The organism is Terasakiella sp. 4MB5A, from assembly GCF_050058155.1.
Classification (GTDB): domain Bacteria; phylum Pseudomonadota; class Alphaproteobacteria; order Rhodospirillales; family Terasakiellaceae; genus Terasakiella; species Terasakiella halodenitrificans.
Genome location: NZ_CP188815.1, coordinates 249,700 through 276,660, shown reverse-complemented (window position 1 = coordinate 276,660; position 26,961 = coordinate 249,700). Strand labels below are relative to the sequence as shown.

The following is a 26,961-nucleotide window of genomic DNA, read 5'->3' as shown; positions in this document are numbered from 1 at the left end:
GCCTTTTTAGGCACAATTGACAAGCATTATGCCGTTTTACGCCGCCACAGGGGTAAAAGTTCAACCGACAGAATGCTGATAAACATAATTGCAGCCCCGAAATAACCCTCAACAGGTAAGCGTTCGCCTAAGATAATAGCACCGGCGAGGGCGGCAAACAGGGTTTCCCCACTCATGATAATGGCAGCATCGGCCTGCCCGGTATGAGTTTGGGCCACGGCTTGTAACGTAAAGGCAATACCAACAGACAAGATACCTGCATAAAAAATTTCAAATCCGGCGGCTGTAACATTGGCCATACTGAATTCTTCAAAGATCAACCCACCCGTCAGACCCAGTATGCCACAGACTAAAAACTGTGTGGACGCCAACATCACCGGGGTTGAACAACTGCGAACAACAAACCCAACCGTAATGATTTGGGCCGCCCAGAAAATAGCCGAAACCATCATCCAGAAATCACCGGTGCTTAACCCACTGAGGTTACCGCCTGACAGATAATATGTACCGACCATACATCCCACAACAGACGGCCAAATTGACCAATGGGGGAGTTTGCGCCAGAAAACCAGCAACATCAACGGCACCAGTGGCACATAAAGCCCGGTTAAAAAACCCGCATTGGTCACCGATGTCATAGAAATTCCGATTTGTTGAGTGATCGAAGCCGTAAAAATAAACACCCCGCAAAGGGCCATACCCAACCAGTTTTTAAGACCAATATCAGTACCGCCTTGACGATATTTCAATAATTCGCGCAAAGCCAAAGGCAACACAACCAATCCACCCAACATAAAACGGATCCCGGTAAAATAATACGGGCCGATATTTTCCATACTGGTATGTTGGGCAACAAAAGCAGTGCCCCAGATCAACGCTGTGATGAGCAGCAGAATATTGGCTTTTAGACGGTTCATTTCGATCTCTACGCTTATTATTTTTTTGGCAGATACCTTTGGAATAATTTTACCAACTGGTCAACCTTTCTTTTAAGCTTTCCAAACAGCCTTAAACCCACCGTTGAAAAAAGAAAAACAAAAAAAATCGCCGCGCTCATCCTCAAAAGAATGAACACGACGATTTAATAAATCGACTTTATATTTCTTTATTTAACCCACAGTTTTCTCTGCACGTTTACGGACATGCGGGTCAAGGTAGAATTTGCGCAAACGGATGCTTTCCGGTGTCACTTCTACCAATTCATCATCCTGAATATAAGCAATAGCATCTTCCAACGTAATTACGCGCGGCGGTGTCAAACGAATGGCGTCATCTTTACCAGATGCGCGATGGTTGGTCAGTTGCTTGGATTTCATGGCATTGACTTCAAGGTCAGTTCCTTTGGCATGTTCGCCAATGATCATCCCTTGATAAATCTTGGTTTGCGGCGCGATAAACAACGGGCCGCGCCCTTCGAGGTTTGCCAACGCATAACCGACAGCGGCACCCGCAACCATAGAAATCAGAACCCCGTTGCGGCGCCCTGGAATTGGACCGGCATAAGGACCAAAATGGTGGAAAGTACGCGCCATAATACCTGTACCACGGGTTTCCGTCAGGAATTCCCCATGATAACCAATCAGGCCACGAGCTGGAACATGGAAAGTCAAACGTGTTTTACCGCCACCGGAAGGGCGCATTTCCGTCATTTTCCCTTTGCGGATTGACAGGCTTTCCACCACGATACCGGAAAATTCTTCATCCACATCGACCTGAACTTCTTCAAACGGTTCCAGTTTCTCACCTGTTTCCGGGTCTTGTTGAATCAAAACACGCGGACGTGAAATACCTAACTCAAAACCTTCACGGCGCATGGTTTCAATGATCACACCCAGCTGCAATTCACCACGACCGGCAACTTCGAAACTATCCGCATTTTCAGTTTCATTGACCGTAATGGCAACGTTACCTTCGGCTTCAGCAAACAGACGATCACGGATCATACGCGATGTCACCTTGGATCCTTCCTGACCCGCCAACGGTGAATCGTTCACCGAGAATGTCATGGCAAGGGTCGGCGGATCAATCGGTTGCGCTTTCAAAGGTTCCATCAATTCCGGAGCGCACAAGGTATCGGCAACGTTGGCCTTTGTCAGACCGGCAACCGCCACAATATCACCAGCGTGCGCTTCATTGACCGGAACACGTTCCACACCACGGAAAGACAGCAATTTGGTCACACGCGCCTGTTCGATGATTTCGCCGTCTGCCGACATCGCTTTCAGGTTGGTATTGACTTTAAACGTCCCGGTATGGACACGCCCGGTCAGGATACGACCCAAAAACGGATCGGATTCCAATGTTGTCGCCAACATAGAAAACGGTTTATCCAAATCACCAACTGGTTCTTTGACATGTTTTAAGATCAAATCAAACAACGGTGTCAGGTTGGTACGTTCCCCATCCGGTGTTTCAGCCGCCCAACCATCACGCCCTGAAGCAAACAAGGTTGGAAAATCAAGTTGTTCGTCATTCGCTTCCAAAGCACTGAACAGATCAAAACATTCATCCTGTACTTCATAAGGGCGCGCATCAGGGCGATCAGCCTTGTTGACAACCACGATCGGCTGTAACCCCAGTTTCAGGGCTTTACCGGTTACGAACTTGGTTTGCGGCATCGGACCTTCAGCGGCATCAACCAACAAAACCACGCCGTCAACCATAGACAGAATACGTTCCACTTCTCCGCCGAAATCGGCGTGACCGGGTGTATCGACGATATTAATACGGGTATTGTTCCATTCAACGGACGTACATTTTGCCAAAATCGTAATGCCACGTTCTTTTTCAATATCCCCAGAATCCATGATACGTTCTTCAACGCGCTGGTTTTCACGGAACTGGCCGCTTTGTTTCAAAAGTTCGTCAACCAACGTCGTTTTACCGTGGTCAACGTGTGCGATAATCGCAATATTGCGAAGTTCCATGAATTTAATCCGTCTGTAGGGAATATGATTTGCGCGGGACTATACGCTTAAATAAAAAAACAGCAATAAAAAAACCCCTACAAACCGCAGTTCATAGGGGCTTTCTTAAAAGTATCATAAATTATGCGGACAAAGCGGCACCGGCAAGGTCTGCCAAATCAGCCTCAGGGCGCGCACCATAATGACTAATAACCTCGGCAGAACAAATAGAACCGAGACGCGCACAGGTTCCCATATCAAATTCTTTGGTGTAGCCAAACAGGAAACCCGCCGCATAGGCATCACCGGCCCCGGTGGTATCGACAACATGGTCAATTGTTTCCGCATCAACCACATGAATTTCATTGCCTGCAATCACAACAGAACCCTTTTCCCCACGGGTCAGGGCCGCAACGCTACATTTATCGCGCACACATTGCAGGGCCGCATCAAAGCTATCGACTTCATAAAGGGATTTAATCTCGTCTTCATTTGCAAACAGAATATCGACGTGATGTTCCACCAAATCTTGAAAAGATTTACGGTGACGATCTACACAAAAGGCATCAGACAGGCTCAATGCAACTTGACGGTCTGCTTTATGCGCCGCCATAGAGGCTTTTAAAAAGGCTTCCTTTGCATGATCTGGATCCCATAAATAGCCTTCCAGATACGTTACCGCACCACGAGCGATATAATCCGGGTCAATATCATCAGGCGTCAAATTCACACAAGCGCCCAAGAAAGTATTCATCGTACGTTGTGCATCATCAGTCACCAAAATCAAACAACGTGCGGTACTAGGGCCGTCACTGGCATGTTTGGACGCAAAATCCACACCCACAGCCTTGATATCATGGGAAAAAATTTTGCCTAAACCATCATCCTTAACCTTGCCGATAAAGGCCCCTTTTGCCCCCAGACTGGCCAAACAGGCAATGGTATTAGCTGCAGACCCACCGGAACATTCCACACCCGGACCCATCTTGTCATACAGACGGTCGGCTTGCGTTGCATCAATCAAGGCCATACCGCCTTTAGTCAGCCCATTTTCCATAATAAAAGCATCACTGGAGTGGCTTAATACATCGACAATCGCATTTCCAATACCGATAACATCGAAATCTGCTTGCACCATGTTGTCCTCATCTTCCCATAAACATCAATTTACGCGCCAGTATAGAAGGATCGCTTTAAACAACAAGAGAGAAATATATGCTTTTTGGTTGTATCTCTGGGCGCTTAAGGTATTGTTACTGTATAAAATAAATAAATCATATTGACGTTGTCCGATTGTAACAGGAAATTGGCGGGTCTGCATTTGAAGCATAAATCGCAAATTATAACCGGCTTATCTTTCGTATTGGCCGTAACCTTTCTTGTCACCCTCGGTTGGTTTGCTGCACGGGAGACTGAGGAAACTGCGGCGCGGACAATCGACCAAAACCTAAATCACCGCATCACACTCTATAAAGACTTTCTACAGCGCGAACTCAATCAAATTGATTATATCGCCGCTATCCTGGCACAAAACCCACAACTCATTGCCGCTTCACAATCAAAAGATGTGAAATCTGATATAGATGTTGCAAACACTCTTTTGAAAACAACAAATCAAAAACTTGAAACCGCAGCCGTCTTCTTAATGGATAAAAATGGTCGGACCGTTGCCGCCAGCAATTTTGATCAAGAACACAGTTTTGTTGGAAAAAATTATTCATTCCGCCCCTATTTCAAAGACGCGTTGGAAAAAGATACAGGTCGTTTTCTTGCTGTTGGGATTACATCTTTTAAACTGGGCTATTATGTTGCCCATGCCATTAAAAATGGTGGCGAGACGGTCGGCGTTATCGTCATCAAAATCGACCTGCGCCATATCCAACAATTCACAAAGGATATGGATGGCGACTATTTCATCGCCGATGAGCGCAATATTATCTTTCTTAGTTCAAATAAAACGTTTGAGCTAAAATCACTAACAACCATTTCCGCAAACGACCGGCGCTTTATTTCGCATACACGCCAATATCCCATCCAAATGATCGAAAGGCTTGAAAATCAGCTTTCTGATAAAAAATACGGCACGTTAAATACATATCAAATCAATTATAATGAATATTTTGTCAGAAAAGTCTCTTTAGAGAAACTGAACTGGACTGTTTGGCTCTTTGCACCGACAGAACCCGTTACAAACCAGGCTCTTTCCAGCGCAATTGGTGTTTCTTTAATTGGTTTAATGGCAATGATTGCCTTTTACCTACTCTATAAACGGCGCAAAGATAGTGAACGTTTTCAAACTATTGTGGATAACCTTCCCAGCGGAGTGACCTTTTTTGACAACAACCTGCAAATGTTGATTTGCAATGAAATGGTTAAAAAAGTTCTCGATTTCCCGGACACTCTATTTCACGGTGGATTGCCCAGTTTGCGAACATTACTACGTTTCAACGCGCAACGCGGTGAATACGGAGACAATAACCCCGACCTTGTCATTGCCGAACAAATTGAAAAAGCCAAACAACGCCTCGATCATGTGTTTGAACGCAAAAGACCTGATGGCACAATTCTGGAAATCCGCGGTGTTTGGGTGGATCAGGGCTTGATCACCACCTATACAGACATCACAGATCGCAAAAAGGCCGAAGAAGAAGCCATGCGCACCTCCGGTTACTTACGCGCTTTGCTGCACAATATGGATCAAGGCGTTACCGTAACAGATGAAAATCTTAATATTGTTTTCTGGAACAATGCCTTTTTCAATCTTTTACAATTACCGGACCACCTTAAAAAGCCGATCATGAAATATGAAGACCTAATTCGGTACAATGCCGTCCGTGGAGAATACGGTCCCGGTGACCCTGAACAACATGTCAAAATGCGCGTCCAAGCCTCTTTAAAATTTGAACCCCATAAATTTGAACGTACCAGGCCGGACGGACATACCTTACAAGTCACCGGCAAGCCTTTGCATATTGATGGAGAACCCTTTGGCTTCATTTCTACCTATGTCGACATTACCGAACATAAACGTATGGCGACACGATTGCGTAAACTGGCCAATACGGACCCCTTGACCGAACTGAACAACCGCCGCCATTTTACCACTTTGTTGGAACGCGAAATTAAACGCAGCCGTCGCAATGGCAACCCTTTGTCTCTTTTATTGCTCGATCTTGATCATTTCAAAACCGTCAATGACCGGTTTGGGCATAACAGCGGCGATATGGCCCTGAAAGCGTTTGCCGATACAAGCCGTGATATCTTGCGGGATATTGACGTGATCGGTCGCTTAGGGGGTGAAGAATTCTGTATATTCCTGCCCGATACAGACCGCGAAGGTGCTTATATCCTCGCCGAACGCATGCGCCAAGGTATCGAAAACATCGACTTAGTCAGCGACAAAAATGAACCAATAAAATTGACGGTTTCCATCGGCGTTGCCATGCTTGATAATGTCATGGGCGACCGGCTTGAAGATATTCTGCAACGCGCCGACAAAGCCCTTTACCGCGCCAAACACGAAGGTCGCAACCGGGTTTGTTAAATTAATCCATCTATTCTTTTCATAACTTGAAAGAGAAAGGATCAAAATATGACATACCCTTATGAAATAAAAACACCTCACGGTCTATATCCACAAGATGGACACAAGCTAGACCGTATGATTTTAGATGATCAACTTGTCGTCCAAATCGGACACGTCAAAGAACATCAATATATTATTCCTGAACTTGATTACAGACAGTTTATTAAAGACGGAAAACTATAAATCCTTAAAGATAGTTTTGTTCAATATCCCGCAACAAACCGTTTGAGGCTTCTTCCACCAAATCCAAGACGTAATCAAATCCAGCCGGACCGCCATAATAGGGATCGGGCACTTCTTCTTCCGGACTGTTGGGATCGAAACCTAAAAACATATGCAAACGGTCTTCATAACCGGGCACGCAAATCTGTTGCAGTTGCGCATAGTTGCTACGGTCCATCGCCAACACATAATCAAATTCTTTAAAATCAATCGGTTTGGCCTGACGGGCACGCAAATCCGAAAGATCATAACCGCGCACCTTTGCCGCAGCTTGTGCCCGTTTATCCGGTTCTTTACCCACATGCCAATTCCCGGTTCCCGCAGAATCGGTTTTAATATGGTCTTGCAAGCCTTTTTGCTTCACCAAATCACGAAACACCCCTTCAGCAGTGGGGGAGCGACAAATATTTCCCAGACAGACAAACAGGACTTTAACCACACTTTTCTCCCTTTTCATTTTCCCCTAATATGAATTCAAACCAAACCGGGGGCAACCATGAATGTACGTATCGACAAAGAAGGCACCATCGTTATTCTGACAGGCGCGGGTATTTCGCGTGAATCAGGCCTTGATACGTTTCGATGTGAAGATGGTATCTGGGCAAAAGTCAATTTGGAAGATGTGGCCACCCCCGAGGCATTTCAGCGTGATCCCGAAATGGTGCAGGCTTTTTACAATGCCCGGCGCAAACAATTGGTTTGTGAGAAACCTCAACCCAATCCCGCCCATCTCGCCCTTGCCAAACTGGAACGCGACTGGCCGGGGCGCGTCCTGATTGTGACCCAAAATATCGATAATTTGCATGAACTCGCCGGATCAAAAGATATTATCCATATGCACGGGGAATTAATGAAAATCCGCTGTAATCATTGCGGCGCTTTGCATCTTTGGGAAGATGATCTTTATATCGACACCCCCTGTCCCGATTGTGCCGAAATTGGCGGTTTGCGCCCCCATGTGGTCTGGTTTGGTGAAGTCCCCTTACAAATGGATAATATTTATGATGCCCTAGAAGACGCTGATCTTTTTATGTCCATCGGTACATCCGGCAACGTCTATCCGGCTGCCGGTTTTGTACAAGCCGTATCCGGTTTGGGTCATTGTCACACGGTCGAACTGAATCTCGATCCATCCAACGGGGCCACCCAGTTTCAAGAAACCATCTATGGCCCGGCAAGTCAGGTTGTTCCGGCTTATGTGGACAAGTTGTTGGCGGATTAAATGGACGATCTACTCAAAGAAATACGCGGATGCTCCTTGTGCCAAGACCTGCCGTTGGGACCGCGTCCGGTCATTCGAGCGAAAAAATCAGCCAAAATTCTAATCATCGGGCAAGCACCGGGAACAAGGGTACATGAAAGTGGTGTACCTTGGGACGATCCAAGTGGGGAGCGATTGCGTGACTGGCTGGCAGTGGATAAAGAAACATTCTACGATGACAGTCAAATCGCCATTATGCCGATGGGGTTGTGTTATCCGGGACGACTGGATAAAGGGGGCGACAAACCGCCCAGTCCACAATGTGCGCCGACATGGCATGATAAAGTCTTACAGGAACTGGAAAACTTACAACTTACCTTGCTGGTCGGATCTTACGCTCAAAACCGTTATTTAAAAGGCGTGCAAAAGAAAACCATGACCGAAACCGTGCGTCATTGGTCAGAATATTTAAAAGACGGATACCTGCCTTTGCCTCATCCCAGTTGGCGGGTGACGAATTTAATCAAGAAAAATCCGTGGTTTGAAGATGAGCTGGTTCCTGACTTACGCCGCCTAGTTCATCACCACCTTAATGCCTAAACACCTGAGCGTTCGCGCCGTTTTTCCGGTTTGTGGAAATTTTCTTCGGTAATGGTTTGCAACAAACGTGTCTTAATGGTTGCCAGTTTACTTTCTGAATTCACCTTCAAACCAAAGACATCTTTAACATAAAACACATCGACGGCGCGTTCCCCAAACGTCGCAATATGGGCAGAATTGATCTGTAGGCCCAAATCGGTCAAGGTCCGGGTCACATCATAAAGAAAGCCCAGTCGGTCACGTCCATTGACTTCCACCACCGTAAAGGCATTAGACACTTTATTGTCAATTAAAACACGCGGGGGAACCGTAAAGACATCGCGGCGTGATTTTAAAGTATTACTGGTCACTTTTTCCAATTCACTGGCCGGATAAAGCTCACCTTTCAAGGCCTTATCAATCCGTTCTGCCAAACGTTTGATTTTTGTTTCTGAATCAAAGGCTTCCGCACTGTGATCCTGTACAGAAAAAGTATCAAGCGCCATTCCGCTTGATAATGTCGCAATTTTTGCATCCACAATAGACCCGTTGGTCAAAGCCATTGCCCCGGCAATGATCGAAAACAAACCCGGATGATCCGCCGTATATATGGAAATTTCACTGACATTGTTAAAGGTATCATGTTCTACATCAATATGAACCGGGCCCTCTTCCTGTGCTGCACGCTTAACAAGGGCAGCATGTCGGGCCTGAACCTCTGTTTCAAAACTCAGCCAATAACCGGGGTTACCTTGTTCAATAAATTCTTCAATCTCGTCTGTCGGCCAATCCTGCAACGCATCACGCAAGGCATTTTGCTTGGCTGTCACACGGGCCTGAACACCGCCTGCCGCCAATTCTCCGCCGCTTAAAACCTCCAGCGCACGCATATAAAGAACACGCAGCAAGTTCCCTTTCCAACCATTCCAGACATCCGGCCCAACTGCACGGATATCACATGCCGTTAAAACCAACAGCAGGCGCAGACGTTCTGGTGACTGGATAATATCGCAAAATTGTTTAATCAGGTTTGGATCTTCCAAATCACGTTTAAACGCAACATTAGACATCGTTAAATGATGCTTCACCAACCAGGCCACAGTTTCGGTTTCTTCATCATCCAAGCCCAGGCGCGGTCCAAGTTCCAGTGCAACTTCTGCACCCAATTCGGAATGATCCCCACCACGGCCCTTGGCAATATCGTGCAGCATCACCGCTACATAAAGGGCACGTCGTGAAATAATTTCATGAATCGCAACTGAACTTGCCGGTAATTCATCCGCATTTTCCCCCAACTCAATACTATTGAGTTCTCCAATCGCCTTGATGGTATGTTCATCAACCGTATAGGTATGATACATGTCATACTGCATCTGGGCGGTAACACGGGCAAAATCAGGAATAAATTTTCCCAGCAAGCCCACTTCCCCCATCATCCGCAAAATCCGTTGCGGTTTTTTAAGAGACGTCAACATATCCATAAATAAGCGGTTGGCTTCAGGGTCTTCACGTAGATCATGATCAACCAATCGCAAATTTGCCCGCACCTGTTTCAAGGCAAAGGGATGAATATCCAGATCATGTTCCTGCGCCACGCTAAACAGTTCAAACATCAAGAGCGGGTTTTTAACCAATGCATCCTTATCGCCCAACGTTAAACGTCCTGCATCAACGCCAAACCCCTCCACATTGCGTTTGAACAGATTGGTAAGCATGGCAAAACGCTGTTGCTGTTTCTTGTGCTGTTCATCCAGAACCGCACATAAATTACGCGTTAAGTCGCCAACCGTTTTTGCCGTCAAATAATAATGTTTCATAAAACGTTCAACCGCACGCAAAGTTCCCCGGTCTTTATATCCCAGGGTCAGCGCCAATTGGTTTTGCACGTCAAATGTCAAACTTTCTTGCGGACGGTTGGTCAGGTAATGCAACGCACACCGCACGGAAAAGAGAAAATTCACCGCCTTTTTGAAAGCAGCCGCATCATCGGCCGTAATCACATCGTATTTGACCAGTTCGCGCCAACGTTCCACGCCATAAATATATTTACCAATCCAATAAAGCGTTTGTAAATCACGCAAACCGCCTTTGCCTTCTTTCAGATTTGGCTCCACCACATAACGAGTGTCCCCCATACGTTGGTGGCGTTCATCGCGTTCTTCCAATTTGGCATCAACAAATTGGCGCCCTGAAACATTAATAACTTTCTCTTTAAAACGTTGCTGAAACTCATCAAAAAGGTCGCTATTCCCCCACAGATATCGTCCGTCCAGCAAGGCGGTCTGAATGGTCAAATCATCTTTCGCCAGTTTGATACATTCATCAATACTGCGGGTGGAATGACCAACTTTCAGCCCAAGATCCCACAAAAGATACAGCATATATTCCACAGCCTGTTCGACTTTGGGTGTCTGTTTGTAAGGTAATAAAAAAAGTAAATCGATATCAGATTGAGGTGCCATTTCCGCACGCCCATACCCACCAACAGCTGCCACACAAAACTGTTCGGCCTTGGTCGGGGTATGAATGGCATAAACATATTTGGTCGTAAAATCATAAAGAGTACGTATAATTTGATCGATCAGAAAAGCATAATTGTGAAATGTGACAATTCCATTGGCTTCTTTTCGTTCAAACCGGTCCCTGATTTCCTGGCGTCCGTCTTTCAACGCCCCTTTGAACAACTTCAAAACATCATTTTGCATTTTAGAAGAGTAGCCGGACCATCCTGCCATGTTTTCCAACTCGGCCCACAAGGCTTTGCGGTCTATAATTTTGCGTTGTTCTAGGATTTTGGCCATTCTTTTTTAACACTTTTCAAAATGCAATATATTCAAACTCAGGGAGCAACATAAAACTGGCGCCCAAACCAACGCCAGCGCCCTTCTCCTGCGGGCATTGTACAATTCAATCGCGTGCGACCTACCGGCATCGCTTTTTCAAGCCGGGCTTCTACGCGGCGATCAAACCGTTCTAAACGCACCTTTCCTTCATGAGAAGAAAAACAGGCCAGGCTATCAAGATCACCGACTTTTTCACCGACTGTAAAACCAATGATCGGCGGATTGCGACTGCCAACCATCATATCGCGCGGGCCGATGTCTTTGACATGCAGAGATTTAGCCTGTGCCACCATTTGGAAACGCTTCAAATCCCCATATTTCTCATTTAATGAAAAACGGGCCAAATAATATATATCGTCCCCAATACCAACCGCTCCACTATGCTGTCCAAACGCAGCACGCATCCCAAAACCACGTGCCACAGACACAGCCGTTAAACTGGCTTCTCCATAAGGGTAGGCAAACAAATCAGGACGATAGCCCAGTTCTTTTTCAAGACGTTCAAGCGAACGTGACATTTCGTCGCCCATGCGTGACTGTGATGCCGCTGCCATATGAAGATGGCTGGCTGTATGCGCCCCAATACTGACCAATGGGTCTTTATCCATCTCGCGGATTTGGTCCCAGGTTAAATGCCCCGCATAACCACGATCAATGGAGTCTGTTGAAATAAAGACCGTAAAAGGAATACCTGCTTTTTTAAAACGCAGATAAGCTTTTTCATAAATACTGGCATAACCGTCATCAATGGTAATGCTTAAGGCTTTGTCGGGCAATTCCTTGCCCGCCCGCAACTTATCAACCAGATCGCTTAACGCCAAAACATGGTAACCACCTGTTTTAATTTCTTTAATATGCGATTCAAACTGTTCAATCGTAATGTTTGTCGATGGAAAACTCTCTTCACCAAAACGGTGATACATAACAATACTTGCTGACGACTGCGCAAAGGCGGGTAGGGTGCTACAAGTCAAAAAGCCAATCGCGCTTAAGACCTTTTTCCAATTGGAAAATGAATGACCGAGTTTCATTAGATTAACTTCCGCCGCATTTCTTTTTTTATGAGTTTATAATTTAAACCCGTACTATCCCAAGAAGGATTCAAAAGAGCAAGATTTAATCTAAAACGCTGATGGCAAGAGACGTTAATTCAACGCTTCAATCGTCAAACGATTTCGTCCCGATTGTTTGGATTTGTATAAAAGATCATCCGCACGTTTAACGGTGACATCTAATTTTTCACCTGCTTGAATTGGAACGGCTCCGAAACTAGATGTCACATGGCGTCGTTCCTGTAACGAAGGAATGATGCATTCTTCAATTGCCCGGCGCATATTTTCCAGCAAGTTTTCAGCCGTACCCTTATCTGCATCTTCAAAAATAATACAGAATTCTTCCCCGCCCATTCTGGCAACCAAATCGCATGCCCTGATTTTCTGTAACAAAATAGACGAAATCTCTCGTAGGACTTCATCACCGACATCGTGTCCATACGTATCATTTACGCTTTTAAAATGATCAATATCCAGCATGGCCACATAACCCGGTTTTTTTTGTGCCAACAAACGGGCAATTTTTTTGCTGCCTTTATCAAAAAAGAAACGGCGGTTATAAAGACCCGTTAAGAAATCTTTCGTTGCCATATCCAACAACTTTTTTGATTTTTCAATCAGTTCCATATTTTGGGTAATGCGACAGAAAAATTCTTCTGGTTCAAACGGTTTCCTTAGGAAATCATTCGCACCCGTTTTTATAAACCGTGCTGACAAAGTCGCTGTATCCATCCCTGACAAACCAATAATGGCCAATTCATCCTTATCATAAGTTTCACGGATTTTTTTTGTCAGATCAAAACCGTTCATACCTTCCATATTAAAATCCGTGACAACCAGTTTTATATCTCTGTTTTCCTGCAAAATATTCAAAGCTTCTTCACCATCAGAGGCTTCTAAAACTTTGAACTGATGTTGGCGCAAAAGTTCACAAACATACATACGCATCGTACGTGAATCATCAACAACCAAGGCCTTAATCGTGCGATTTACAATCAAACGATAAATAATATTACAAAGATAACGTAACGAAGCCTGGCTTTCTTTGACGACATAATCGACAACACCCGGCATTTGAATAAATTTGTCGCGTAATTCTTCACTATAATCACTGGAAAAAATAATGGTGGGAATTTGATATTCTATTATTGTTGTAACAATAGACCCATCATTTGCATCTGATATTTTAAGTCCGGTCACAACCAGACAATAACTTTCAACTCCATTCGTTTCAATCAATGAGATCGCTTGTTCTTTTGTCGATGCCCAATCAACAGACACATCAACCATCTCAGCCAACTGAACTTGAATCAAAGAAATAATTGTCTTTGAATTTTCAATAAGTAAAAGACGCATTTTTCAGACCCTGTTTTTTTTAATTTTCAATTTTATTATATACACATAAATCATGTTGTAACTAACAATTGAATTTTCATACCCTATATATAGGGTATGAAAAATAACAAACACACATATAAATTATCCAAATGGGGCAACAGCTATAAAAGCTGGCATATTCCCTTGTCCCAAAACGATATTGTTCTAGGTGATGCCTTGACCGATATGCATTTACATTCTCATGGGCAAAGCGCAATTCCATTGATCATACAATTGGTAGAGAATCCACGTTTTCGCCTGCCTGGGCTTGAACTTTTTCACGGGTCTGTTGATCTTGATGATCATGACTGTATCCATATTTTACTGGGCCGAGGCATGTTACCCAAGGATGAGGCCTTTGTAATCGGTTTTACCATGGGTTCAACCGGGCAGGTTGGATCGTTGGAAGAAAAGCTCTATAGCCTGATTTCTCAGTATCTTTATCCCGATGTGTACAAATTCAAGGAAGACGATTTGGAAATTTTCCGCGATGGATTACATCTGGGTATGGTTTGCCGTAGTGATGCGTTAGACAAGGTGGATTACGCCCCCCTTATGGATAAAACTTTAGGCGAAATGCGCAACAGGCTGGGCATTGATACCGCCTTGTTAAAAGCCTATTACGCACTGGAAGCCAAACGTTACCCTTATGCCGGGGAAAGTACGCGTTTATTGAATTGAACGTTTCCGACTGAGAACAAACCAGACCAACGGCACCACACCACCTGCCACAAACAAGATCCCCCCGACGGAGCGGAAAATCGTCAGATTGCGAAAAACATCACCTGACACAATTTCCGAAGAACGCGCTTTCCAAAAACCTTCTTCCAAAACGGTAATGACCTGATAGACCCCGACCGGAAAAAGATCGAGAAACATCATCAAAGCCACCCCGATATTTAATGACCAGAAAGCCGTTCGCAAAAGCTTTGCATTCCAGCGGGTTTCACATAACAAATGCTGGCAACAGAACAGCATCCCGGCAATGGCAATATTGCCTTTTACGCCAAACATGGCTGCATGTGCATGATTGCCTGTCAGATAGGTCGCATGTTCAAAATAGTTGACGATCGGCAGGTTAATCAACGAACCAAACACACCGGCGCCAAATACATTCCAGAAATTTACCGCAAGGATAAAATACCAAACCTCGGTCATCACACAGGTTTGTTTGCCTTGTCCCTGCAACCCGGTTGCCCGCTGTTTTTCCTGATGTAAACGCCACGCATCCAGCGTCAACAGCAATAACGGTAAGACCTGAAGGGTGGAAAACACACTACCCAGCGCAATAATACTAGTTGGTTTGGCGATCCAGTAAAAATTATGGGCCACCCCCAATGTTGCCGTTGCAAAAAACAACATGACAGCCAGAAAAATCACCCGTTCCGCCATAAGACGCGTGATCAATCCCATTTGCACCATCATATAGGCGACAATCACGGTGGTGAAAACTTCAAACGTGACTTCGACCCACATATGAACAACCATCCAGCGCCAAAAATCGGCCACGGCAAAATTGCTGTCCGGCAGCACCAACAGACTGAAAAATAAAAACAAAACCATAACCGCACTGCCATATAACAACCAGGCAGGAACCGACCAGATATTTTGCCGATTTAAATGGGGTTTGATCCCGCGATAAATAATCAGGATCCACAGGCTGAAGGCGATTAACAACAGAATTTGAAACGCCCGGCCCAATTCCATAAATTCCCAGCCCTGACTGCCAAACCAATAAGAAAGCGTATCGTTTATCCGACCTGTTTGCCCCAGATAAATCCCGATCATGCCGCCGACCCCGACAAAGGCGCACATCCAGAACATCAGATTAATCAAACCGACTTGTCCCTTAGGCGGTTGGGACAGGGCGGGTAAAAAGAAAATCGTATAACCCGCCCAGCAGATAAAGAACCACATGATCTGAAACAAAGTATGGTAACTGCGCGCCACGTTAAACGGGATAATTTCGCCCAGATACAAACCAAAAGGGCGTACAAAATCAGTTGCCGCCAAAATGCCGAAAAATACCTGCAAGGCAAATAGCGCCATCGCCAGCATAAAAAATTTATAAGTGGCGCGTTGCGTGGGACGGATGATTTTATGTTCCAGATCAGGCGTGCTTAAAGACCGTTCACCATGACTGTGGAACGGATCATAATGGGTTGATTTCATTTGACCATACACATACAGCACCAAACCAATACCCAGAAATAAAACAAAGATGGAAACCATGCTCCAAAAATAGGTGGGCGCACTTGGTTCATTTCCGATATCCGGGTCATAAGGCCAGTTATGGGTGTAGGTATGCTTTTCACCGGGCCTATCCGTACCCGCAACCCATGCTCCCCAATAGAAAAAGGCGGATAAGTCCTTTATATCCTGCGGATTACGAATATATCCGGCGCGGAAATATCCAGGATGGGCCGGATCCCGAAACATGGCCTGATAATAGGCGGAAATTTCTTCAACAGCATGGACTTGTGCCGTATTCAGCAAAACCACATTCAAAGATTCATTCCATCTGTTAAAATGAATTTCACGTTTGACACGGGCGGCAATGGCATCGCGTTCAAAATCCGACAAGTGTGAGGCATGTTCCTGTTCATAATACCGCCGCATGGCTTGCCCCATCAGATGCAAAGCCTCGGCAGTAAAATCCGGGCCCCGTTCAGCCCCATCCCCCCAAAAGGAACCATAATTCATTAAACCGCGTAAATGAAAAAGCTTTTGCCCCCGTTTAATCTGATCTTGTGATAAAATAACCTGTCCGGTCTCATCCAAATAATCCGGCAGGGGCGGGGCACTGGAATAGGTCCGGTCTCCTAAAAAATACAATCCGGCCAGACAGATAAGGGAAATCGTTAAAAACTGTACAAACCATAGTTTTTTATCGATCAGCATTTCTGCAATGTTTTTACATTTTTTCAAATGTATATTGGGCATCGTCAACTCCCCGTGACAAAAGCCAGAGCGTCGAACAAGCAAAATGCTTGTCGATCCCTTTTGCCATCAGGTTTCGCCCCTCAATAAAAAGATATACCCTGTTCGTCTTCTGGCTTTCGGATCGTCTGTTTTTCCGTCTATCCTTCCCGAAACAAATCATGTTCAGTGGATTTATAAATGTTGGAAAAACATCCCCGATTACAGCGGCGGGACCGCCACGGATTTACACCGTGTTCCGTTAACAGGTCACGGCTATCTATCAAGCAAAGGTTTGAAAAACAAGCGTTAAATTAAGAATTTGGGCTGTCTTGTGCAACATCACAGACTTCACAACGGCTTAGCGAGTTTGCTGGAAGAAGTGCAAAGAAACTGCCTGTTTCTTTCATCTTACCGGCGCGCATGGCCGCCTCTTCGCCAAATCCCCAAAAGACATCGCCGCGCACAACGCCTTTGATCGCCCCACCTGTATCCTGTGCCACAACCAACCGCGATATCGGGTTTGGCGTCACCGGATCTGTAAAGGTATGAAGATAAATAGGCAAACCCAATGGTAAGAAACGTTTATCAATGGCAAGGGAGCGCCCCGGCGTCAGTGCAACACCTTGTGCACCGACCGGACCATCGTCTTTGAGTTCGCGAAAAAAGATAAAAGAGCTATTTTCACGCATCAACTCCTGCCCCTTATCGGGATAAGCCGCCAACCAGCTGCGGATAGCCTGCATGGACATCTCTTCTTTGGAAACTTCGCCGCGATCAATTAAAATACGCCCGATTGAGGTATAGTCATGGCCATTGTGACCGTCATAACCAACGCGCATGGTGGACCCATCAGCAAAAACCACCCGGCCTGATCCTTGAATATGCAGGAAAAAAGCATCGACCGGATCATCCACCCACACCAGTTCGAGGTTTTTACCACGCAGTTTCCCTGCATCAATCTCGCTTCGTGATGCATAAGGGACCAATTGCCCATTTTCCAGACGTCCGGCAAGGCGTTTGCCTTTCCAGTTTTGTTTAAATTCACCCAGACCGACCAGAACCAAATCATCGGGCCGTTTATAAAGTGGTGTTTGATAGACCCCACCTTGGGTCAGTGCCCCGCGAAGGGCGGCTTCATAATATCCGGTAAATAACCCGCTGGCGGCGCGGTCTTCTGCAAGGTCGCTTACCAAATAAGGTTGGAAAAACATCTGGTAAAATTCACGTGCTTTCTGGCTATCACCATCAGGCAGGGAATAAGCCTCGGTGCAAATTGGTTTCCAATCCCCTGCAACACCGCCGATCCCATTGGGACCGATCGGTTTGTTTTCATCCATACGTCCAAATGTTTGGCAGGATTTACGTAAAGCAGGGATCGAATTAGCGATTTGATCTTCGTCCCAACCCGGCAAAGCGGCATAGGAAACCGGCATCAAGCGAATCTCATGACGTTCCGGCATATCCGGTGATGCCATGACTTCGTGTTTATCCAGATCACGCGGCGGGGTACAGGCACCGATAACCGACACCAGCGCCAAAAGACTACATACCTTTAAGAAAGACCCCCGCCCCACGAACATGAAAAAAGCCCTCTATTCCGCTTGGGTCGCTTTCAGGAACCAAATTGGGCTGTTTGAAGTGATATCACGCTCAAACGTCCAGACATCGGTAATGGTATCAATATAATTGCTGTCACCATCAACCACTTCACCATCAGCGTCACAGGTAACATTGACCTGTTCACTGACAATACGAACGGTGACTTCCGCCATTTTATTATCAAGTGCGGCGTCAATAATTTCCAGTGAACCGATACCGATCAAGGTGGTTTCCAATGTTTCACCGGCTGCCTTGCGCGCATCTAATGCCGATTCGAAATTTTGATAAACTTCTGCGGTCAACAGATTTTTCAGCGTTTCACGGTCATCACCAGCAAAGGCTGTTAAAATCATTTCAAAGGCACCACGTGCCCCTTCCACAAAACCATGTTGGTCAAAATTGGGATCAACCGCCATGATTTCCGCCAAAGCCTGTTGAACAGGACCGACCGGTTCAATCTCATTCACTTCGGGGATAGTGTGTTGATTTTGTTGATTTTTCGAGCCGGAACCCGGCAAATGGATCACATTGTCCTGAGAGGATTCATTATCTTCATCCATCGGATCTGGATTAAAGATATCGCGATGATTACGATTATCTTCATTTCCATCCTTACTCCCCAGCACACTACGAAGGCGCAGGAAAATAAAGACCGCAATCAGGGCAAGGAGTATGAGATCGAAATTAGCCATAATGATGTTTCAAACCTGTTATCTTTTGCAAGTAGTGTAGCTTGCGCTTAAGCTGTTGTAAAACTAGATAATCTTAAATCGCCAAAAGGGCAAGGTTTCACGAAAGTAAGGTTTTATGGGTTTTATTGTTCTACTCGTCTTTATCATCGTTCCGATCATCGAAATTTCCGTTTTTATTCAAGTCGGTGACTGGATCGGTTTATGGCCGACCATCTCTATTGTTATTTTAACGGCAATTGCAGGAACGGCACTGTTGCGCCAACAAGGTCTCTCCACCTTGATGAAAGCTCAACAATCCATGAACGAAGGACGCATGCCCACAAGCGAACTTTTTGACGGGGCCTGCCTGTTGGTCGCAGGGGCTTTGTTGCTCACCCCCGGATTTGTCACCGATACCATCGGGTTTTTGCTGTTTTTGCCACCATTTCGCGCTTTTTTACGTTCAAAAACTGGAAATATTATTAAAAATTCCCGTAATATACATATTGTCGGGGGCGATATGGACCCTCGCCACCCTGAGGGCAATTCCCCTCCTCATAAATCTGAAAATTCAACGGTTATTGACGCAGATTTTGAAGAAGTTGATCCCAATCCCGACAGTCCCTGGTCTGACAAAAAGGATTAAGTTGAGTTTGGCACAACTTTTATGCTACGACCTTGCCCAACATTTTTTCTTATCAGGAGAGTAGGGCAATGGCCGACCAAAACGAACAAGCAACCGAAGCTGGCGAACAAGAAGCTGCACCGTTTCTCATTCACGGTCAATATATCAAAGATTTGTCTTTTGAAGTTCCCAACGCACCGGGCATTTTTGGCAAAATGATGCAAAACCAGCCCGACGTTTCTGTAAACGTCGATGTGGATGCGGCTAAATTATCGGAAAATCAGTTTGAAGTTACATTAAAAATTCGTGCCGATTGCAAAGTAGGCGAAGATGTTGCCTTTATTTGCGAGCTGGCTTATGGCGGTATTTTTGAACTGAACGTTCCGGCAGAACATCTGGAACCGATGTTATTGATCGAATGCCCGCGCATGTTGTTCCCGTTTGCCCGTAACATCGTTGCCAGCACAACACGTGATGGTTCTTTCCCACCGATGATGTTGAACCCGGTCGATTTTGCTTCCATGTACCGTGCCCGTATTGAAGCACTTCAAAATCAAAAAGAAGCAGGACAAGCCTAAGCGGGTCGCACAGATATAAAATAAAAAAAACGGCTTCTGGTTTATTCAGAAGCCGTTTTTTTATTGTTTAATGAACCAAACTTTTCGCTTTTTCACGTTTTTCATTACCCCAATCTTCTGGAGGGGTCGGTGTTTTATGATCGTGATGCAAAATTGTCCCGGTATTTTCACCTTTTAAGAAAACTTCGCCACCATGGTTTTTCACATGAACACCGCCGCCGAACCAATGGGCCACATGTAATTTACCGTCCATTTCACCAACAAAGAATTTGGTCCCGCGAATACCGATGGTCGCATGCTGGGTTAGAACTTTCATACCATCGGGGTTAGCCTTGGCAATGGAACCGGAAACACCATCCATTGCGCCTTTCAGCAATTCCACAACCACATTGTCATTGCCTGTCCCGAATGTGTAATCATTCACAACAAAAGACGTTTGGGCACCCAATTTAAAATGACCCTCATCAACCATTGCAATTTCCAGACGTGAGTCTGGTCCGGTTGATAAAATATCGCCAATCATCACCTGATCGCCTGCTTTTAAAACACGAACCTGTGCATTTTGAACTGCCAAGGCCGAACCATTTATAAGGTGAACTTTTCCAGCAACGCCTTTTTCAAAATCTGCCTGTGCAGCAAAAGTGGCAAAAACCAGTGCTAAAAAGAACAAAGGGATAAAACGTTTCATTTATTTTTCCTCTCCCGCCAACCAGATGGGATTTTTTATTTTTTCCAAAAAAGCCGTATGGGCCGCAAGTTCTTCTTCACTTGCTTGATGGTCGCGTGGCTCTCTAAATAATCGTTCTTTTTTAATCGTATCATCATCATAACCCGCCTCTTTTGCCAATTCCAAACCGGGCTGGCGACCGCCGATAAGTTCCAGATAAACTTCTGCCAGCAGCTCACTATCCAGCAAAGCGCCGTGTTTTTCCCGGTTGGAGTTATCAACATTAAACCTGCGACACAATGCATCCAAATTGGCCGGGGATCCTGGGAATTTTTTGCGGGCAATGATCAGGGTATCAACGACATTATTTGCCATTTCGGGAAATTGGTGACCTTTTAATTCCCAATTCAAAAAAGGCACGTCGAACCCTGCATTATGGATAATAAGGGTTGCATCTTCGATAAAATCCAGAAACTCCTGTGCAACTTCTTTAAATAATGGAAAGTCGCGCAAAAATTCTTCAGACAGGCCATGAACCCGAAAAGCACCTTCCGGCATATCGCGTTCCGGGTTGATATATTGATGATAGGTTCGCCCGGTCGGCATATGGTTGATCAATTCCACACAACCGATTTCAACAAGTCGATGTCCTTGTTTATATTCAAAGCCTGTGGTTTCGGTATCGAGAACGATTTCGCGCATGATCAATCCTGAAGTTCGTGGATTATCTTTTTAACCTGATTACGGGCAACACGAAAGCCCGATCCGGTAAAAATAATATAATCCGCCTTGCGCCGTTTTAAGGCATCGGGCATCTGTTTTTTTAAAATGGCCCTATATTTTTCATAGGTCATCCCAGTGCGCGCCATGACCCGTTTTTTTTGTAGCGTTTTTGAAGCTGAAACCACTGCAATCGCATCACAACGACGGCCTCCGCCCGCTTCAAATAACAAGGGAATATCCAGTACGACAAGCTTGCGTCGTTGCAATCGAGCCAATCTTAAAAATTTTCTTTCTTCTTCACGAACCATCGGATGTAAAATGGCTTCCAACTTTTTTAAGGCTGGGTCATTGCCGAAAACCTGCGCCCCCAGTTTTTGACGATCCACCGCACCACTTGCCTCCAGACAATCCCCAAAAACCCGTTCAATCAAAGGCGTTGCCCGTCCATTTGCACCCATTAACTTGTGAACCGTTGCATCGGCATCATGGACAGGGACGCCATATTGGCGAAATATCGACGCAGTTGCGGATTTTCCCATTCCGATTGAACCGGTCAGGCCGAGAACCAGCATCTTTAATTTTCCAGAACAAATTGGCGTAAATCTTCATCCACAACCGGATCGACACCAAACCAGGCTTCAAAACCGGGGCGGGCCTGATGAAGCAACATACCTAAACCATCGACAGTCTGACACCCATGTACATGGGCTTTTTCCAGCAAGTTGGTTATTAAAGGGGCGTATACAATATCGTTGACCAAGGCTGTTTTTGGTAAATCAAACAAATCAATTTCCAACAACGCTTGCCCACTCATCCCCAAGGTTGTTGTGTTGGTTAAAAGATTGGCCCCACATAAGGTTTGTTCGCGTTCATTCCAATCAACTACCGTGATCGGGGCATCCAGTTCATCAGCCAGATTATCCGCACGTTCTTTCGTGCGGTTGGTCAAGCGGATTTCAGGAACACCCGCTTCTGCCAAGGCAATTAAAACGGCGCGCGCGGCCCCACCAGCACCTAAAACAACAGCCGGGCCAGTATCGGCTTGCCAATCAGGTGCCCCACAAATTAAGTTTTGATAAAACCCATAACCATCTGTGTTATCTGCAAAAATTGTTCCATCTTCTTTAAAAATCAATGTATTGGCCGCCCCAATTTTTTTGGCGCGTGCACTGACCTCATCGGCAATTTTAAGGGCGCTTTCTTTATGAGGGACCGTTACATTTGCCCCTTTAAACCCCATTACCTGCATGCCATGTATTGCCTTGGCAAAATGGTCCGGTTCTATAGGCAAGGGGATATAGGTTCCATCAATCTTATATTTTTCTAACCAAAACCCATGCAGTCGCGGAGATTTAGAATGTCCGACAGGCCAGCCAATCACACCGGCAATTTTTGCTTTACCTGATAAAACCATTTGATCCATCTCCCCTTATATTCATTAACACGCTAAAATATCACGGGATCGTAAAAATTCCAGAACTGCCAAAATCGGCAATCCCAAAATTGTAAAATAATCCCCTTCAATGCGATTAAAAAGCTGAACACCTAAGCTTTCCAAACGATAACCGCCAACCGTTGTTAAAACATCTTCGCCAATATTTTCTAGATAACGATCCAAAAAAATATCGCTAAAATCGCGCATTTCCAATTCTGCATTCTGCGCATAAAACCAAATAAGTTCCCCGTTTTTGACGATTGACACCGCACTAATCAAATGATGAATTTTTCCACGTAATTCCATCAATTGTTTTTTTGCTTCTTCTTGATCAACCGGTTTGTCATATCTTAAGCCTTCACATTCCATCATTTGGTCGGCCCCGATAATATAAGATCCGGGATATTTTTCAGAGACAGCTACTGCCTTGGCAAACGACAATTTTAATGCAGTTTCGCGAACACTTAATCCTTCACTTTTAATAAGACTTTCATCCAAATCAGCGGGACAACATTCTATATCCAGACCCGCACCTTTTAATAAATCAGCCCGGGATTTGGAGGCAGAGGCCAAAATAATTTTATTCACCATCCCAATTGCTATCCTCGTAAGCCTGATCACGTTTCATTTTCAGGTTTAAAATAGCGGTTGCCGTTTCTTCAATGGATTTGCGGGTCACATCAATCATCGGCCAGCTGTGTTTATTACATAACTTACGGGCAAACTGGACTTCATCCACAACTGTTTCCAGATCAACATAATCAGTATGGGAGGTTTCATTGAGCAAATTTAAACGGTTTTTGCGAACCTGAATAAGACGGCGCGGATCTTTTGTTAGCCCCACAATTAAACATCCGGCAAATTTTGGATCACTGAGATCAGTTGGTAACGGACATTGTGGAACGATTGGAATATTTGCTGTCTTTAGGCCTTTATTGGCTAAATAAACACAGGTCGGTGTTTTTGATGTCCGTGACACACCCAATAAAATAATATCAGCATTGTGGATTTCATGGCTGGATTGCCCATCATCATGGGCCAAGGCAAAATGCATGGCCTCAATCCGTTTAAAGTAATTTTGATCCATTTCATGTTGAAGACCGGGTTTAAAGCTGGCTTCAGCACTAAAAGTATCTTTCAAGGCTTCCATAATCGGATCAAGAACGGCAATACAGGGAACGCCTAAACTCTCACAACCTTTTTCCAGTTGGGTTCGTAAGTTTCGATCCACCATTGTAAAGATAACAACGCCCGGATGATTTTTAACACCGTTTAAAATTTTTGAAACCTGACCGCTTGTACGCACCAAGGTCCAGACGTTTTCACAGACGGTAATGCCTTCAAACTGGGCAATACAGGCGCGAGCCAGCGTTTCGATTGTTTCCCCGGTGGAGTCGGAGATAAGGTGGATGTGATAGTTGTTCATAAGTCCGCCAAACCTGGGGATAACTGGCCAAGTTGATCACAAGGGCCAATTTCATCCCGATATTTGCAAAAATTCTCTACCCGCTTATCAGGCTATGCATAATTCTTTTGTACTCTGCCACCTTGTGTGGACAAAGGTCTTTTTTTGAAAAATTATCCCCGTTATCCACAGAATTAAACACAGATCGGGCGACTCCGCCAAGATTTTAGGGCGACTCCAAAGCTAAAATTCTAAAATCCACAGGCCCGACTCCAATCCAGCCATATTTTAGCCAGAAACGTCCTTCATATGGGGACAGCTTGTGGATTAAATTTGATCCCCGTTATCCACAGGACCAACATCAACAACAAACTAAAGAAAATAACCTTTACTATTGTTATTGAACTGTGAATAACTCATCAAACTTTAGGGATCGAAGGGAAGACCGTATTATGGCATCGACAGACAAATTATTCTTACGCGCACTCAAAGGCGAAAAAACAGAACGTCCGCCGATTTGGTTAATGCGTCAAGCTGGACGCTATCTTCCCGAATATCTGGAAACCCGTGCCAAATCCAAAAACTTCCTGCATTTTTGCTATTCCCCAGATTTAGCCGAAGAAGTCACCTTACAACCCTTACGCCGTTACGGATTTGATGCTGCCATTCTGTTTGCAGATATCTTAACTATTCCCGATGCTTTAGGACAGAAGGTTGAATTTGTAAAAGGCGAAGGCCCAAAACTGGAAGCTATTCGCGATATGGACGGGCTTTCAAAATTGAGCCTCAATGGGATCCATGATCATCTCGCCCCCGTCTATGAAACTGTCTCCAGATTAAGTAAGAGCATTCCTTCCAGTACCGCGCTTATTGGTTTTGCCGGTGCGCCTTGGACAAATGCGACCTATATGGTCGAAGGCGAAGGATCAAAGAATTATGAAACAATTCGTTTAATTGCTTATCAAGATCCTGATTTTTTCCAATCTTTAATTGATATGTTAATTGAAGCCACTTCTGGATATTTGATTAAACAAATTGAAGCTGGTGCAGAAGCTGTCCAGATTTTTGATAGCTGGGCTGGTGTTCTGCCCGAAGATCAGTTCGATCGTTGGGTCATTGCCCCGAACAAAGAAATTACCCGTCGCATCAAAGAAGCCTACCCGGATATTCCGGTTCTTGGGTTCCCACGTGGGGCCGGACCGCTTTACAAAAAGTTTGTTCTGGAAACAGGTGTAGATGGTGTGAGCATCGATCAAACTGTTCCATTGGATTGGGCAGCTAAAGAACTGCAACCGTTATGCTGTGTTCAGGGTAATCTAGACAATCTTTGTGTGGTTGCCGGGGGTGAACAAATGGAAGTTCAGGTTCAAAAAATCCTTGATACCCTAAGTGATGGTCCCTTTATCTTCAATCTTGGTCATGGCATTGTACCGCAAACACCGCCGGAACATGTCGGACGTGTGGTTGAGATGGTTCAAAATTATAAAAAATCGTAATTAACAGATAAAAAGAAAAGAAGAGGGGAAAGCATGAAGCTTGCTATTGTTTTATTCAATCTGGGTGGTCCTGACTGTCCGGAAGCGATTGAACCTTTTCTTTTTAATTTATTTAACGATAAAGCGATTATCGGGGCACCTCAGCCAATCCGATGGATGTTAGCGCGCTATATTTCATCAAAACGCGCCCCGATTGCCGAAGAGATTTATTCTCATCTTGGGGGAAAATCCCCGCTTTTGAAACTGACACAAAATCAGGCTGATGCCTTGACAGCTTCAATTTCAAAAGAAATGGGCGAAAGTGTCGAGGTTCAATCTTTTATTTCCATGCGCTATTGGCATCCCATGAGTGATGATTGTGCGAAGAAAGTAAAAGAATTTAATCCAGACCATATTGTTTTACTGCCACTTTATCCGCAATTTTCAACAACAACGTCTGAATCTTCGCTAAAAGATTGGGCACAGGCGGCTAAAAAAGCAAAAATTAAGGCCAGAACAACTTCAATTTGTTGTTATCCAACCAATAATGGGTTTGCAAGCGCCATAACTGATCTTTTACTTCAACAAATTGAAGAAGCTTCCCATATTGGAAAACCACGTGTTCTTTTTTCTGCTCATGGCTTGCCGAAAAAAATTGTTGAACGTGGAGATCCCTATCAGTGGCAAGTTGAACAAAGCGCTTTAGCAGTGGTTGAAAAGCTGAATATGCCTGATTTGGACTGGTGGGTGAGTTATCAAAGCCGTGTTGGTCCATTGGAATGGATCGGACCAGATACGGAAGATGAAATCAGTCGTGCTGGGCGCGAAAAAGTGCCGTTGATTGTGGTTCCCATCGCGTTTGTTTCCGAACATTCCGAAACATTGGTTGAATTGGATATCGAATATAAGGAACTGGCTCAAAAACAAGGGGTGCCTGCTTATTTTCGAACACCTGCTGTGGGAACGCACCCGTTTTTTATTGATGGATTGCGGGATTTGGTCATTTCCCATATTTCAAATAAAGACGATATAAAACCTGAAGGTGGCGTGCGTCTTTGTCCACAAAAACATAGTCGTTGTATCTGTAAAGGATAA

At 44.9% G+C, this 26,961-nt stretch carries 25 protein-coding genes and 1 riboswitch; of the genes, 9 read left to right on the top strand and 16 right to left on the bottom strand.

Annotated features, from left to right (window positions below; genetic code table 11):
- Positions 1 to 26: 26 nt before the first annotated feature.
- From ACI0FF_RS01330 to ACI0FF_RS01320, 3 genes are all read right to left on the bottom strand, one after another.
- Entirely contained in the window at positions 27 to 917 is an 891-nt protein-coding gene (locus ACI0FF_RS01330; protein ID WP_419798362.1) for a DMT family transporter, read from the bottom strand.
- Between the two features lie 192 nt (positions 918 to 1,109).
- Complete coding sequence (gene typA / locus ACI0FF_RS01325) at positions 1,110 to 2,927, bottom strand: translational GTPase TypA (protein ID WP_419798361.1); 1,818 nt, start codon at positions 2,925 to 2,927, stop codon at positions 1,110 to 1,112.
- Positions 2,928 to 3,048: 121 nt separating this feature from the next.
- Positions 3,049 to 4,044: an adenosine kinase gene (locus ACI0FF_RS01320; protein ID WP_419798360.1), complete on the bottom strand. Its 996-nt coding sequence runs from the start codon at positions 4,042 to 4,044 to the stop codon at positions 3,049 to 3,051.
- A 183-nt stretch (positions 4,045 to 4,227) separates the two neighbouring features.
- Between ACI0FF_RS01320 and ACI0FF_RS01315 the strand changes: the two genes are divergently transcribed.
- Positions 4,228 to 6,450 carry a PAS-domain containing protein gene (locus tag ACI0FF_RS01315; protein WP_419798359.1) on the top strand — a complete coding sequence of 741 codons (2,223 nt, stop codon included), beginning with the start codon at positions 4,228 to 4,230 and terminating at the stop codon, positions 6,448 to 6,450.
- A 48-nt stretch (positions 6,451 to 6,498) separates the two neighbouring features.
- Complete coding sequence (locus ACI0FF_RS01310; RefSeq protein WP_419798358.1) at positions 6,499 to 6,675, top strand: hypothetical protein; 177 nt, start codon at positions 6,499 to 6,501, stop codon at positions 6,673 to 6,675.
- Positions 6,676 to 6,679: 4 nt separating this feature from the next.
- Here ACI0FF_RS01310 and ACI0FF_RS01305 read toward each other — a convergent pair whose 3' ends face one another.
- Positions 6,680 to 7,153: a low molecular weight protein-tyrosine-phosphatase gene (locus tag ACI0FF_RS01305; RefSeq protein WP_419798357.1), complete on the bottom strand. Its 474-nt coding sequence runs from the start codon at positions 7,151 to 7,153 to the stop codon at positions 6,680 to 6,682.
- Between the two features lie 57 nt (positions 7,154 to 7,210).
- Between ACI0FF_RS01305 and cobB the strand changes: the two genes are divergently transcribed.
- Both cobB and ACI0FF_RS01295 read left to right on the top strand, forming a co-directional pair.
- Entirely contained in the window at positions 7,211 to 7,936 is a 726-nt protein-coding gene (cobB, locus tag ACI0FF_RS01300) for a Sir2 family NAD+-dependent deacetylase (protein ID WP_419798356.1), read from the top strand.
- Entirely contained in the window at positions 7,937 to 8,515 is a 579-nt protein-coding gene (locus ACI0FF_RS01295) for a uracil-DNA glycosylase family protein (protein ID WP_419798355.1), read from the top strand.
- On the opposite strand, the gene ACI0FF_RS01290 is transcribed toward ACI0FF_RS01295, so the two are convergent.
- From ACI0FF_RS01290 to ACI0FF_RS01280, 3 genes are all read right to left on the bottom strand, one after another.
- Entirely contained in the window at positions 8,512 to 11,295 is a 2,784-nt protein-coding gene (locus ACI0FF_RS01290; protein WP_419798354.1) for a [protein-PII] uridylyltransferase, read from the bottom strand. The two genes, ACI0FF_RS01295 and ACI0FF_RS01290, sit on opposite strands and share 4 nt — an antisense overlap.
- Positions 11,296 to 11,333: 38 nt before the next feature.
- Positions 11,334 to 12,368, bottom strand: coding sequence for a polysaccharide deacetylase family protein (locus ACI0FF_RS01285; RefSeq protein ID WP_419798353.1), 1,035 nt, complete (start codon positions 12,366 to 12,368; stop codon positions 11,334 to 11,336).
- 114 nt (positions 12,369 to 12,482) lie between these two features.
- The gene (locus ACI0FF_RS01280) at positions 12,483 to 13,745 is read right to left on the bottom strand and encodes a diguanylate cyclase (RefSeq protein ID WP_419798352.1); all 1,263 of its coding nucleotides are present in this window, start codon (positions 13,743 to 13,745) and stop codon (positions 12,483 to 12,485) included.
- A gap of 96 nt (positions 13,746 to 13,841) precedes the next feature.
- Between ACI0FF_RS01280 and ACI0FF_RS01275 the strand changes: the two genes are divergently transcribed.
- Entirely contained in the window at positions 13,842 to 14,447 is a 606-nt protein-coding gene (locus tag ACI0FF_RS01275) for a hypothetical protein (RefSeq protein ID WP_419798351.1), read from the top strand.
- On the opposite strand, the gene ACI0FF_RS01270 is transcribed toward ACI0FF_RS01275, so the two are convergent.
- From ACI0FF_RS01270 to ACI0FF_RS01260, 3 genes are all read right to left on the bottom strand, one after another.
- Positions 14,436 to 16,709: a nitric-oxide reductase large subunit gene (locus tag ACI0FF_RS01270; protein ID WP_419798350.1), complete on the bottom strand. Its 2,274-nt coding sequence runs from the start codon at positions 16,707 to 16,709 to the stop codon at positions 14,436 to 14,438. The genes ACI0FF_RS01275 and ACI0FF_RS01270 overlap by 12 nt on opposite strands.
- Positions 16,710 to 16,791: 82 nt before the next feature.
- A riboswitch (cobalamin riboswitch) is annotated at positions 16,792 to 16,971 on the bottom strand.
- A 28-nt stretch (positions 16,972 to 16,999) separates the two neighbouring features.
- Complete coding sequence (gene mltA, locus ACI0FF_RS01265) at positions 17,000 to 18,268, bottom strand: murein transglycosylase A (RefSeq protein ID WP_419798349.1); 1,269 nt, start codon at positions 18,266 to 18,268, stop codon at positions 17,000 to 17,002.
- Positions 18,269 to 18,280: 12 nt separating this feature from the next.
- Positions 18,281 to 18,979 carry a Tim44/TimA family putative adaptor protein gene (locus ACI0FF_RS01260; RefSeq protein ID WP_419798348.1) on the bottom strand — a complete coding sequence of 233 codons (699 nt, stop codon included), beginning with the start codon at positions 18,977 to 18,979 and terminating at the stop codon, positions 18,281 to 18,283.
- 115 nt (positions 18,980 to 19,094) lie between these two features.
- Here ACI0FF_RS01260 and ACI0FF_RS01255 point away from each other — a divergent pair, with 115 nt between their 5' ends.
- Both ACI0FF_RS01255 and secB read left to right on the top strand, forming a co-directional pair.
- On the top strand, positions 19,095 to 19,604 hold the full coding sequence (locus ACI0FF_RS01255) for an FxsA family protein (protein ID WP_419798347.1): 510 nt from the start codon (positions 19,095 to 19,097) through the stop codon (positions 19,602 to 19,604).
- Between the two features lie 68 nt (positions 19,605 to 19,672).
- Positions 19,673 to 20,161 (top strand): protein-export chaperone SecB, encoded by a 489-nt coding sequence (gene secB / locus ACI0FF_RS01250; RefSeq protein ID WP_419798346.1) that lies wholly within the window; start codon positions 19,673 to 19,675, stop codon positions 20,159 to 20,161.
- Positions 20,162 to 20,228: 67 nt separating this feature from the next.
- Here secB and ACI0FF_RS01245 read toward each other — a convergent pair whose 3' ends face one another.
- Genes ACI0FF_RS01245 through ACI0FF_RS01220 form a run of 6 tightly spaced genes read right to left on the bottom strand, consistent with a single transcriptional unit; the run spans position 20,229 to position 24,412 of the window.
- Entirely contained in the window at positions 20,229 to 20,849 is a 621-nt protein-coding gene (locus tag ACI0FF_RS01245) for a FecR family protein (protein ID WP_419798345.1), read from the bottom strand.
- Positions 20,850 to 21,530 (bottom strand): DNA polymerase III subunit epsilon, encoded by a 681-nt coding sequence (dnaQ, locus tag ACI0FF_RS01240; RefSeq protein ID WP_419798344.1) that lies wholly within the window; start codon positions 21,528 to 21,530, stop codon positions 20,850 to 20,852.
- A gap of 2 nt (positions 21,531 to 21,532) precedes the next feature.
- The gene (coaE, locus tag ACI0FF_RS01235; RefSeq protein WP_419798343.1) at positions 21,533 to 22,123 is read right to left on the bottom strand and encodes a dephospho-CoA kinase; all 591 of its coding nucleotides are present in this window, start codon (positions 22,121 to 22,123) and stop codon (positions 21,533 to 21,535) included.
- A 2-nt stretch (positions 22,124 to 22,125) separates the two neighbouring features.
- A complete protein-coding gene (locus ACI0FF_RS01230) occupies positions 22,126 to 22,965 on the bottom strand; it encodes a shikimate dehydrogenase (RefSeq protein WP_419798342.1) in 840 nt (279 codons plus the stop codon).
- Positions 22,966 to 22,989: 24 nt separating this feature from the next.
- A complete protein-coding gene (locus ACI0FF_RS01225) occupies positions 22,990 to 23,577 on the bottom strand; it encodes a Maf family protein (protein ID WP_419798341.1) in 588 nt (195 codons plus the stop codon).
- Positions 23,567 to 24,412, bottom strand: a complete 846-nt coding sequence (locus tag ACI0FF_RS01220) for a pyruvate, water dikinase regulatory protein (protein WP_419798340.1) — start codon at positions 24,410 to 24,412, stop codon at positions 23,567 to 23,569. Before ACI0FF_RS01220 ends, ACI0FF_RS01225 begins: the two co-directional genes overlap by 11 nt.
- A 431-nt stretch (positions 24,413 to 24,843) precedes the next feature.
- Here ACI0FF_RS01220 and hemE point away from each other — a divergent pair, with 431 nt between their 5' ends.
- Positions 24,844 to 25,887 carry a uroporphyrinogen decarboxylase gene (gene hemE, locus ACI0FF_RS01215; protein ID WP_419798339.1) on the top strand — a complete coding sequence of 348 codons (1,044 nt, stop codon included), beginning with the start codon at positions 24,844 to 24,846 and terminating at the stop codon, positions 25,885 to 25,887.
- Between the two features lie 33 nt (positions 25,888 to 25,920).
- Entirely contained in the window at positions 25,921 to 26,961 is a 1,041-nt protein-coding gene (gene hemH, locus ACI0FF_RS01210; protein ID WP_419798338.1) for a ferrochelatase, read from the top strand.

Bases quoted from the DNA above. Each gene is read 5' to 3' on its own strand.
- coaE (WP_419798343.1), bottom strand. From the start codon at position 22,123: ATGCTGGTTCTCGGCCTGACCGGTTCAATCGGAATGGGAAAATCCGCA.
- typA (WP_419798361.1), bottom strand. From the start codon at position 2,927: ATGGAACTTCGCAATATTGCGATTATCGCACACGTTGACCACGGTAAA.
- hemH (WP_419798338.1), top strand. From the start codon at position 25,921: ATGAAGCTTGCTATTGTTTTATTCAATCTGGGTGGTCCTGACTGTCCG.
- ACI0FF_RS01290 (WP_419798354.1), bottom strand. From the start codon at position 11,295: ATGGCCAAAATCCTAGAACAACGCAAAATTATAGACCGCAAAGCCTTG.
- ACI0FF_RS01295 (WP_419798355.1), top strand. From the start codon at position 7,937: ATGGACGATCTACTCAAAGAAATACGCGGATGCTCCTTGTGCCAAGAC.
- ACI0FF_RS01255 (WP_419798347.1), top strand. From the start codon at position 19,095: ATGGGTTTTATTGTTCTACTCGTCTTTATCATCGTTCCGATCATCGAA.
- ACI0FF_RS01320 (WP_419798360.1), bottom strand. From the start codon at position 4,044: ATGGTGCAAGCAGATTTCGATGTTATCGGTATTGGAAATGCGATTGTC.
- secB (WP_419798346.1), top strand. From the start codon at position 19,673: ATGGCCGACCAAAACGAACAAGCAACCGAAGCTGGCGAACAAGAAGCT.
- dnaQ (WP_419798344.1), bottom strand. From the start codon at position 21,530: ATGCGCGAAATCGTTCTCGATACCGAAACCACAGGCTTTGAATATAAA.
- cobB (WP_419798356.1), top strand. From the start codon at position 7,211: ATGAATGTACGTATCGACAAAGAAGGCACCATCGTTATTCTGACAGGC.
- mltA (WP_419798349.1), bottom strand. From the start codon at position 18,268: ATGTTCGTGGGGCGGGGGTCTTTCTTAAAGGTATGTAGTCTTTTGGCG.
- ACI0FF_RS01270 (WP_419798350.1), bottom strand. From the start codon at position 16,709: ATGCCCAATATACATTTGAAAAAATGTAAAAACATTGCAGAAATGCTG.
- ACI0FF_RS01245 (WP_419798345.1), bottom strand. From the start codon at position 20,849: ATGAAACGTTTTATCCCTTTGTTCTTTTTAGCACTGGTTTTTGCCACT.
- ACI0FF_RS01275 (WP_419798351.1), top strand. From the start codon at position 13,842: ATGAAAAATAACAAACACACATATAAATTATCCAAATGGGGCAACAGC.
- ACI0FF_RS01230 (WP_419798342.1), bottom strand. From the start codon at position 22,965: ATGGTTTTATCAGGTAAAGCAAAAATTGCCGGTGTGATTGGCTGGCCT.
- ACI0FF_RS01330 (WP_419798362.1), bottom strand. From the start codon at position 917: ATGAACCGTCTAAAAGCCAATATTCTGCTGCTCATCACAGCGTTGATC.
- ACI0FF_RS01280 (WP_419798352.1), bottom strand. From the start codon at position 13,745: ATGCGTCTTTTACTTATTGAAAATTCAAAGACAATTATTTCTTTGATT.
- ACI0FF_RS01310 (WP_419798358.1), top strand. From the start codon at position 6,499: ATGACATACCCTTATGAAATAAAAACACCTCACGGTCTATATCCACAA.
- ACI0FF_RS01285 (WP_419798353.1), bottom strand. From the start codon at position 12,368: ATGAAACTCGGTCATTCATTTTCCAATTGGAAAAAGGTCTTAAGCGCG.
- ACI0FF_RS01220 (WP_419798340.1), bottom strand. From the start codon at position 24,412: ATGAACAACTATCACATCCACCTTATCTCCGACTCCACCGGGGAAACA.
- ACI0FF_RS01225 (WP_419798341.1), bottom strand. From the start codon at position 23,577: ATGGTGAATAAAATTATTTTGGCCTCTGCCTCCAAATCCCGGGCTGAT.
- hemE (WP_419798339.1), top strand. From the start codon at position 24,844: ATGGCATCGACAGACAAATTATTCTTACGCGCACTCAAAGGCGAAAAA.
- ACI0FF_RS01260 (WP_419798348.1), bottom strand. From the start codon at position 18,979: ATGGCTAATTTCGATCTCATACTCCTTGCCCTGATTGCGGTCTTTATT.